The sequence below is a fragment of the Halococcus salifodinae DSM 8989 genome, from assembly GCF_000336935.1.
Classification (GTDB): Archaea; Halobacteriota; Halobacteria; order Halobacteriales; family Halococcaceae; genus Halococcus; species Halococcus salifodinae.
In genome coordinates this window covers 1-8,574 of record NZ_AOME01000106.1, presented here as the reverse complement: position 1 = coordinate 8,574, position 8,574 = coordinate 1, and the positions used below count along the sequence as shown (strand labels likewise).

At 59.5% G+C, this 8,574-nt stretch carries 8 protein-coding genes and 2 pseudogenes; 1 reads left to right on the top strand and 9 read right to left on the bottom strand.

Going from position 1 to position 8,574, the window contains the following annotated elements; translation table 11 throughout:
* The 9 genes and pseudogenes from C450_RS22250 to C450_RS19935 form a co-directional block, all read right to left on the bottom strand.
* Nucleotides 1–207, bottom strand: a pseudogene (locus tag C450_RS22250) (hypothetical protein); the annotation flags it as partial.
* Nucleotides 207–569, bottom strand: coding sequence for a hypothetical protein (locus C450_RS19980; RefSeq protein WP_005046936.1), 363 nt, complete (start codon nucleotides 567–569; stop codon nucleotides 207–209). The gene C450_RS19980 and the pseudogene C450_RS22250, both read right to left, overlap by 1 nt.
* Nucleotides 570–621: 52 nt before the next feature.
* Nucleotides 622–1,182: an NUDIX hydrolase gene (locus tag C450_RS19975; RefSeq protein WP_080510353.1), complete on the bottom strand. Its 561-nt coding sequence runs from the start codon at nucleotides 1,180–1,182 to the stop codon at nucleotides 622–624.
* Nucleotides 1,183–1,194: 12 nt separating this feature from the next.
* On the bottom strand, nucleotides 1,195–2,160 hold the full coding sequence (locus tag C450_RS19970; protein WP_049910557.1) for a hypothetical protein: 966 nt from the start codon (nucleotides 2,158–2,160) through the stop codon (nucleotides 1,195–1,197).
* 1,081 nt (nucleotides 2,161–3,241) lie between these two features.
* Nucleotides 3,242–3,670 (bottom strand): hypothetical protein, encoded by a 429-nt coding sequence (locus C450_RS19960; protein ID WP_005046927.1) that lies wholly within the window; start codon nucleotides 3,668–3,670, stop codon nucleotides 3,242–3,244.
* Between the two features lie 416 nt (nucleotides 3,671–4,086).
* Nucleotides 4,087–4,800, bottom strand: a complete 714-nt coding sequence (locus tag C450_RS19950; RefSeq protein WP_005046923.1) for a hypothetical protein — start codon at nucleotides 4,798–4,800, stop codon at nucleotides 4,087–4,089.
* 5 nt (nucleotides 4,801–4,805) lie between these two features.
* The gene (locus tag C450_RS19945; RefSeq protein ID WP_005046921.1) at nucleotides 4,806–5,195 is read right to left on the bottom strand and encodes a hypothetical protein; all 390 of its coding nucleotides are present in this window, start codon (nucleotides 5,193–5,195) and stop codon (nucleotides 4,806–4,808) included.
* On the bottom strand, nucleotides 5,192–5,662 hold the full coding sequence (locus tag C450_RS19940) for a hypothetical protein (protein WP_005046919.1): 471 nt from the start codon (nucleotides 5,660–5,662) through the stop codon (nucleotides 5,192–5,194). Before C450_RS19940 ends, C450_RS19945 begins: the two co-directional genes overlap by 4 nt.
* A gap of 184 nt (nucleotides 5,663–5,846) precedes the next feature.
* A pseudogene (locus tag C450_RS19935) lies at nucleotides 5,847–6,647 on the bottom strand (DUF5131 family protein); the annotation flags it as partial.
* A gap of 222 nt (nucleotides 6,648–6,869) precedes the next feature.
* On the opposite strand from C450_RS19935, the gene C450_RS19930 reads away from it, so the two are divergent.
* A complete protein-coding gene (locus C450_RS19930; protein WP_049910554.1) occupies nucleotides 6,870–8,045 on the top strand; it encodes an ISH3 family transposase in 1,176 nt (391 codons plus the stop codon).
* The last annotated feature ends 529 nt before the right edge of the window (nucleotides 8,046–8,574 follow it).

Sequence of the window (8,574 nt, the reverse complement as noted above, 5' to 3'; positions counted from 1 at the left end):
CCAACCGGTTTTCTTCGGATGATCGAGCGCGAGTGCTCCCGCACTGCTGCCGTTAGGATGAAACTGCTTGCGCTCGGCTTCGATCACCACCCGCCCGGAAACCTCTTCGACCTCGATGGACCACTCTTCGTGAGCGTCTGCGAGCGCCTCTCTGATGCGAGATGAGGTTTTGGTTGTCTCGTCCGACGATCGGCCACGAACTCCCATCAGCGACCCTCCTGTTCCGCGTGACGGTTGGCTTCAGGAGCGTGCTCGCGTTCGTCGTGAGCGAGGAAGACACTGTAGTCCTCGGTTTCGAATTCACACCCTTCTGCTTTGCATTTGTGGGGCGGGTCAGGCACGACGCTTGCGAGCGCTTCGGAGCCGAGCGGATCGATGCCAAGTCGTTCTGCGAGCCACCGTGAACTCGCCGCGGCCCACAACGTCCGGTTTCCGGGAAGTGGAACGAACAGATCCACGCTGCTGGAACCGCTGTATGCTGCCGGCCAGTAGCTCTCGCGGAACTGGCAGATGGTGAGCTCGATGGTGAACCATCGACTCTGAATACCGATATCTGAATGCTTGCTCATCTGTTTCTGCCTCACCGCTCCGGGCGCAGAAAAACAGGGTCTGCTGGCTGTCTTAGCTGTCGAGGGCCTGTATCGAGTGGCGAATTCGCTCGTGTTCGCCGGGTCGAAGGTCTGGGCGGATTTCTGCGAGCGGCCAAAAGCGCGCAGCGCGTTCGCCCCCGCCAGCGGCCGGCTCGCCCGTTGTCTCGCTGCGACTCACTGCGAAGGTGGTCTCGACGACGAACACATCCGACTCAGATGAATTCTCATCCTCTTCGTCTTCCTCGTTCGTCGCTCCAAGAGCGTGCCCTCCCGATTTGGTGAGTATGAGCGCATCCGAAGTGACATTGAGTGTGGTCTCCTCGGTGAGCTCTCTGGCTGCTGCCTCGCGTGGCGTCTCGCCGTGCTCGATGACGCCAGCGGGGAGTTCCCACTGTCCCTCGAACGGTGGCCGATCTCGTTGGACCAACAACACGCGGTCGCCATCGAGAACAACTACTCCCGCAGCTGGACTCGGCAGGTGAAATACGTGGGTTTCGCAGACCGAGCAGTAGCCACGTGTGTCGCCATCGAACTCGTCTGGCTCCAGTTCGGTACCGCAGCGGGGACAGAAGTTGGGTGTGTGTATTGACATACCAGGACGGTGTCAGGGCGTGAGTCGGTTGAGGAGCCCGTGATTGTCTTCCTCGCGTCTCGCAGCCAGTTCAGCTTCCCGCTTAGCGTATTTCTCTTCTCGTATCGGGTTTGTTTTGCCAGAAAACAGTGCGACGCCTCCTCCCCTGGCGTTTGACCCGAACTGCGTGATTTTAAACTCACCCTCGACGAACACGTCTTCGTCGATGCCGTGGGACCCGCCCCGCGGCCGGAGTGGAAGGCGATCGATCTGAATGAGTCGCGGAATCACACAGTCAGGGAGACCTGCGTCTCTAAATCGGTGGTATTGCTCACTGCGGGCTGTCTGCTCTGCTCGGTAGTATGGATTCTCACAGGAGATGTACTCAACCGTTTCGTCACGGCCGCGAAAGCCGATGAGACGATGATGTTTGACATCGGTGAGTGGTCCTGGGCCAACCGGCAGATGCACCTGTGACCGAACGCTCTGCCGGTCAACTGACGAGGGGCTGCCAAGCGCGGGATGGTCAAGTCGGTCCTGTAACCAGTTCGCCATGAGCGGGCCATGCTGTTTGACGATCGTGAGCGATAGCGTCGTGTAGCCGTAGTATTCCCCGTCCGGACTCTCAGTGAGGTTTGTCGTGAATCGCAGCCACACTCCCTCGACATACGTGAGCCCGACTGCCTTCACGCTCATGTACTCCTGTGGGTGGGGAAACCCGTCTCGTTGGTACTCTCCGGCAGGTTCGAGCTGCTCTTCGAGGTCTTTGTAGGTGGTGCGGAAGTTGGCTATCGCCTCAAAATAGTCCTCAAGACCATTCCCGCAAATCTGCGCTCGTTCGCCCGCGATCCCGTAGTAGAATCTCTGCTCAGTATCGGCATCGAACTGATCGGCGATCTCTCGGAGTATTCGCTCGCTCTCATCGAGATCGTCTGCATCCACGGTGTAGTGCTGGTGGCGAATATCGGCGATATCATGCTTCAGCGGCGATTGTTTCATCGATTCTTCATCCGGCGCGGCGAAGAACAGTGGGTCGTCGTCAACGTATACGACAGGTGTGTTCGTTTCGTTCCGGAGGGCGATTCTGTCGGTTCGGTGAGCGAGCGGAGGCCGGTCGTCCGTGCGGGCTCTGAACGCTTCAGTTGCCATTGATGTGACCTCATTCCTCTACCAGCCAAATAAACATACGGCAGGGCGAAGGGGAACAACTCCCGTGCCGTTTCGATGAAGGGAACGATCCGCTGCTTGGCATCAGTAGGGCTATTGCCCTATCCAACAAACATATCCAGATATTAATAAAGCTATTGGCTGATCAGCTGCTTCCAACAGCATCTTCGAGACCGCTCGCATACGCGGTCGGAGACACCGTTTCGCTGAACTGGTCGGTGTCGTCGCTGNGGCTCGTTCGGCTTCGGTTTCAGCGGCGAGTACGCGCGCGTAGGCGCGAACGGTACTCTTACTCGCCGAGAGGGTGTCGGCGATCTCTCTGGTCGGCGTATCTTGATCGAGGAGTTCGCGTAGCCGCGACAGCTCGAACGGCGCGTCGAAATCAGTCTCCTGGAAGAGGTGGAGACTGATGCGGGCGCGAGCGACCGTCTTGTCACGGCTCGACGACCCGAGCGCACGAGCGATCTGCGTATCGCTCTTCCCAGCGTGGTACTGCTGGACGAGGGTGACGAGTTCGTCCTCGTCGAGCGAGGTCTGAATCCCGTACTCGTCGATCATCTCGCGGATGATGCTCTGGATGGTTTCGTCACCGTCTGAGTTGTCCGCGGAGACAGATGCCCAGCGATCTTCGTGTTGGCGTTCGGTGGTGGAAGATGCACCAGTGAGATCGGTGAAAATGTCTGTAAGCTGTTCGACTTTCTCGCTATCAGTAGTCGTCCCGTCCATGAATCGTCTGGTCTTCAACTGGATAGTTGTTGCTCAGGTACTTGAATGTTTGTTCACTGTCGTGGGCCTGTATTCCCGATTCGGAAACAGACTGAACACACCACATTTCCGTTGTTCATGGGCAAGATCGTGTCTCAACCGCATGATTTCGGGTGATGCGGTGATTCCAGTCTGTCAACGACCCTTGTCAGTACGAGTGATACGAGGGTGTCATGTCGCCGTTGGCGACGGCACTCTCGACATCCGCGACGGGGCCGCTTTCAAGGTCGATCATCCGATAGATGGCTCGGCCTCTCCACTCACACTTGGGAGCGTGGGCACAGTTAGCTTCTGCGACGGCTCCATTGTCGCAATAGGTGTACTGGCGGAGTTCGAGCAGGCCACCACACCGCGGACAGTCGTTGCCGATCTGGACGTAGTGATGCCCGACTCTCGCCGTAATGTCGGCCGATGCGATGTTGACGCCAAGGAGCTGGCTGATGGCGTCTTCGAGTGCCTCCAGTCCGATTTCGCGCTCGTCTTCGGCAACTGGAATCGGATAATTGGTGAGCGTGATCGTGACTCGCTCTTCGGTTGTCGTCTTTTCGGTGCTGTCGCTGACTGTGTTGTTGCCCATTGTCAGTATCCTCCACCCCTCCGGGGAGGACAAACTATCGAGCATCATGATCGCCTTCGCTGTTCGGAGAAGAGTGCCGCTTGAGGCTGTTCAGGGGGTAACGAACAGCTTTCCCTCGACTTCGTAGAGGTAACCCCGCATCAGCAGTTGGTGGATCGCCCGCTCAGCCCGCTTCTGAGAGAACGCTTCATGATTGGCCAACAGCTGGTGGACTTCGTCTTGTGGACAGCCCCTCCCCCCGTGGTCGTGGATTGGATCCGTGATGATTTCGAGAGCTTCCTTCGCTGTGGCCGACAGCGGCGTGCGAGGATTTCCTGACATAGGCCACTTCCTGTTGTGGTTATTCGTTGGCTCACCCCCATAGAGATAGTGTCGGTTCTCAACAGGAGAAATCGAACCTGAGTACACCAATCAGGTCATTCTGACCATGTTTCGAGGCCGCTCTGTCCAGCTTCGGGCGCGTCCCGCGTGTGGCCGGCCTCCTCGCGGACCCACTCGCGTGCCAGTTTCAGGGCGACGGCGAGCCCGCACTCGTCTGGCGGTTCCACGACCTCGTGCTTCTCGTGGTCGTGCGCTCGCAGCCACGGCGCGAGGGAGATCGTCGCGTTGCCGCTCCCGCGCCACGCTTCGATGTAGAGATACGCTCGCGTCTCCAGACTCGGCTCTTTGTCCGCGGTTCGTCCGCCCGCCATGCAGACAGCTTTCTCGGCATTCTCCTGCCGGTAGCAGACGATGTGCTCGCGCTCTTCCAGGTAGTAGCGATCGAGAACGAATCCGACCGGCGGATCGAACACCGCCTCTTCGACGTGTGGGTGGTCCCACTCATCTGGAGCGTGACGATCCATCCATGCGACCGCGCGCTCGACGCCCCACGCCGTCGCCTCAGCCTGTGTTTCGCCAACTTCGAACGAGCGTTCCACGGGCTGAATCTTGCTGCAGAATCCGTTCACACGGTCATCGAAGACAGCGACACGGACACGGTCGGTGATGCCGGAGAAGACACCGACCGACCGCTGTGCCGACTCTCCAGTCCAGACGTGGCCGTTCTTGTTTGACTCCGGTACATGGATCCACCCGTTCACCTCTGTAGGGTAGTCGAATCCTTTGGGGAGTGGAGGTTTGTTAACCATTCCCCTCAATCGGTTTCGATAGGAGTGTCGAGCCGGACAGCAGCCACGCGGAACGCCGCAACGACCTCGTCGACGGTGGCCGTCGCCTCTTCGCGCTCGATGGTGAGGTCGATCTGCTGGCAGATCGTCTCTGGATCATGCTCGTATCGCCACACTGCCTGCTCGACGCGCGGATGGGTCAGCAGGTCCGTCTCGATGTCGAGGTCATCGGTGGCTCGGAGGACAGCCGCGCCTGCATGGATGCGGTCGCCGTACCCATCGATGCCCTCGCGGAGTGCAGCGAGAGCGCCCTGGAAATCGAGATCCGGCGCTTCATGGCTGGCTACCGCGGCCGCCGCGTGAGCCTCGTCCATACCGGTCGAAAACTGGCGCTCCGCCTCAGTCGATTCGCTCACTGGGCGACGCCTCCGGACTCGACGGCGTCGTCCGACTGGCCATCCTGCACGCTCGTCTCGGGCTTGTCCGGGCTGTGGTCGAACGAATCGTACTGAGTGGTGCCATCCGGCCAGACGCTCCATTGGCCGGCAAGCAGCGGGAAGCGACACTTCTCGTAGCCGACTGTCTCGATCACGAGCTGCTCTTCGAGGTGGGGCGCGATTCGTTTGAGGAACTCCTCGGCGTGGCCGTATTCGCGATCGACGACCGACCCGTCTTCATCATGAATGGGTTTCGACGGATCGAACGATGCGTAGCCGTGGATACTGATGATGGTGTCTCCATCGGAGTTCTCCTTCACGTCGATGTTGAGTTCATCGAATGCGCCCCAGAAATCGTACTCCTCGGCGATTGCTTCGATTCGGTTTTTGGCGTCCGGATCGACTCTACTCCACGTCGAGCTGGTGGCGGCTTGTAGTGTTGCCATTGGTGTTCACGGAACAGAACTGATGTTGCTGTCCCTCACTGCTCTCGGGGAAGAAAAACTATACTGAGACTACCGTTTCTCCACTCCTTCGGTCCACCGTCTGCACTCGGGGCACCGGAACAGCCCCGCTGACGGGATGTCCACGGTCACCGTCTCGTTGGCGTCGAACCATTCACCACAGTATTCACATCTCAGTTTCTGTATCGACATGGGTGTGCTTCCGCGCGTTGACGACTGCTTCGGCTATGTCTGGTAGTTCTCGTATCTCGCGCTGTTCATATATGTCGAACTCGGGATCGTAGACTGTCAGGGCAGTTCCTTGTTCTGGACGTCGAGCGCTCGACTGCTTGAAGAAGAAGGGCACATCGTCGCGACGGCACTGTTCGAGGAGTGCTCGTGCCCACGCGTGGTTCATCTCTCGGCGATCCGCGTCGGGACCGCTCTCGCCACCGACGATCGCCCACTCGATACCCGCCAGATCGACTTCTCCGACCGGTCCGATCAGTGGTTCGAACGAGATGAACAGCGTCTCGGCGTCACAGTCGCGTAGCAGATCGATGCGTTCGGTCACACGGTCGTCCTCGACACTTGTCCCGATCCAGACGTTCGGCGGCCAGTCGAGCGGCATGTGGGCAGCGCGTCCCGGCCGTTTCGTCAGGATTTGGAACACGTGGTGTGGACAGTTCCGCATCGAGGCGAAGACTTTCTGGACGAACTCGTCCGGAACCTGTGAGTGGAACAGATCACTCATCGAGTTCACGAACACCCGCAATGGGTGGTTTCCTGCCGGAAGATCCGCAGTTGACCAGTCTTCAGGTGCGGAAGCCGTGATCGACGCTGGCTCGTCGAGTTTTTCGGGTTTCGTCTGGACGTTTTCTTCGGCATATTCGTTCGTCCACTCGTGTTCTGTGTGGTCGTACCGTCGCGAGAGTCGTTCGGCGTAGCAGTTCGTACAGCCGCTCTCTCCATCAGGTGGCTCGACTTTCGAGCACCCNGTCTCTCGGCCGTTTCAGGACGGGGTTTGACTTCGCGATATACTCGGACTTCTTCGCCGCTTTCGTCGCTATCGATGTCCTCCAGATGGGCGATCCCTTCGTCTTTGTCCTCGAATGTGGCACCGCAAGTACATTCGGTAGTTCCCATCGGATCAGAGGATAGCCACGAGTGATAGCGTTAGGTCGATAGGAAGCGTCTGGATGGGTGACGTATGAGATTTCTCTACCACCCAGACACCGTTCTTACGGCGGCAGACCTCGAAAGCTTAGCGGTTAGCCTCCTCAGTTGGCTGCCCCTTCCCGGGGTCGAAGGCTGTGACTTCGACCCCGTGGTCATTTGGCGGACCGTCACTCGGGCAGCCGTCGGCCAGAAATCAACCAAGGCCGTCACCGACAGTTCGCTCAAGACCTACTCCGACGACTACACCCTCACACAGCTCCACACCGTCCCTGCCACGATCCTCGAAGAGATCGTCAACGACCTCCTCGCACAGCAGGCCGCGATGATCCTCGGCCCACGGCGGCCGAGGATCATCTGTCTCGACTTCGTCGACAACCACTACCACGGCGGCCCGTACAGGGAGCTCGCCGAACTCTGCTCGACGACACCTCGCGATGGCACGACGAAGTGCCATCGCTACTGTGCAGCGTTCGTGTTGGCTCGCTCGAAGCCGCTCATCGTCGCGGTCACCGCGGTTCGCGGCGATGAATCGCGAGCTGACGCGGCCGAGCGCGTCCTCGGCCGCGTCGTTGCTCTTCCCTTCGATATCGCCTGTATCCTCGCCGATCGCGGCTTCTACCTCGAAGCCGCGATCCGGCGTTTCCAAGAGTCGGCTCCGACGATCGTCCCGGTCGTTCGCCGCGGGAAGCATCTCGCTAAGGCGCTGAAGACAAGTATCTCCTACTGGAGCGAGTACACGATGTACGAGGGCAGCGAGCGGGAACTCCGTTTCCCGCTCGCGGTCTGTGTCTCCTACCAGCAGGGCAAGCGCGGGAAGAACGGACTGCTCGTGCGCGCATACGCGGCGTGCGATCAGGCCGATCGCACGCCTAAACAGGTCGAAGCGCTCTACCGTAAGCGCTCGGCGATCGAGACGAGCTTCCGGACCTTCCGCGAAGCACGAGCGAAAACCACCACAAAAGACCCGACGGTGCGGCTGCTGTTCGTGCTGGTCGGGTTCCTGCTGCGGAATCTCTGGCTGGTGGTGCGCTGGGGTGTTCTCGCCCAGCCGCGACGCGGCGGGCGAGAACTGCCCACGTGGTTCCGTTTCGAGGTCTTCCGCGAGTGGATCGCGCATGACCTTGACGAGGATCTCGAACGTCGCTGGGAAGCTCCAACCAACGGCGTCGGCATTCCGGACGCCTACCGCCTGCTGGACGCGGGCTGAGCGTGCCCGCGTCCAGCGTTTACCACCGCGATGAGCGGCTGCTCCGGTCTGTGGACGGTCTCTCAGCGACTTCCGGAGCACTCACGCGGTGAGTGCTCCTCAAACGGCCGTGTCCAGTCCAGTTCTGACTACCACTCGGCATATCTCGTGTCCAAATCATCCTGCTATGCCGACGCGATGGGAACTACCGACATTCGAATAGCGTGTACAGGTCGTTTCCAACCGTGATGTCGATTTCGACGACCGCTCCATCTGGGCCGAAAGCGATCGTCCAGTGGAGGCCGTTGTGCGCCGCTCTAATTTGATGCGAACTCATGGTTGTCGTTGGTTGCTTCAGGTATCCGTCCGCTTGCACCCCTCTCGGGGGAGAAAAACGAGAGTTACGCGCCGAGCTGCGGATAGTCAGGATCGCTTGAGTCGTAGCCGTACACGTCCCCTACGTCGGCTTCGCTCCGTTTGCATACGTACCACATCAGATCGTCCTCATCGCGTTCAAAGAGGGCAGCATCGCTGTTTTCCTCAACTACGT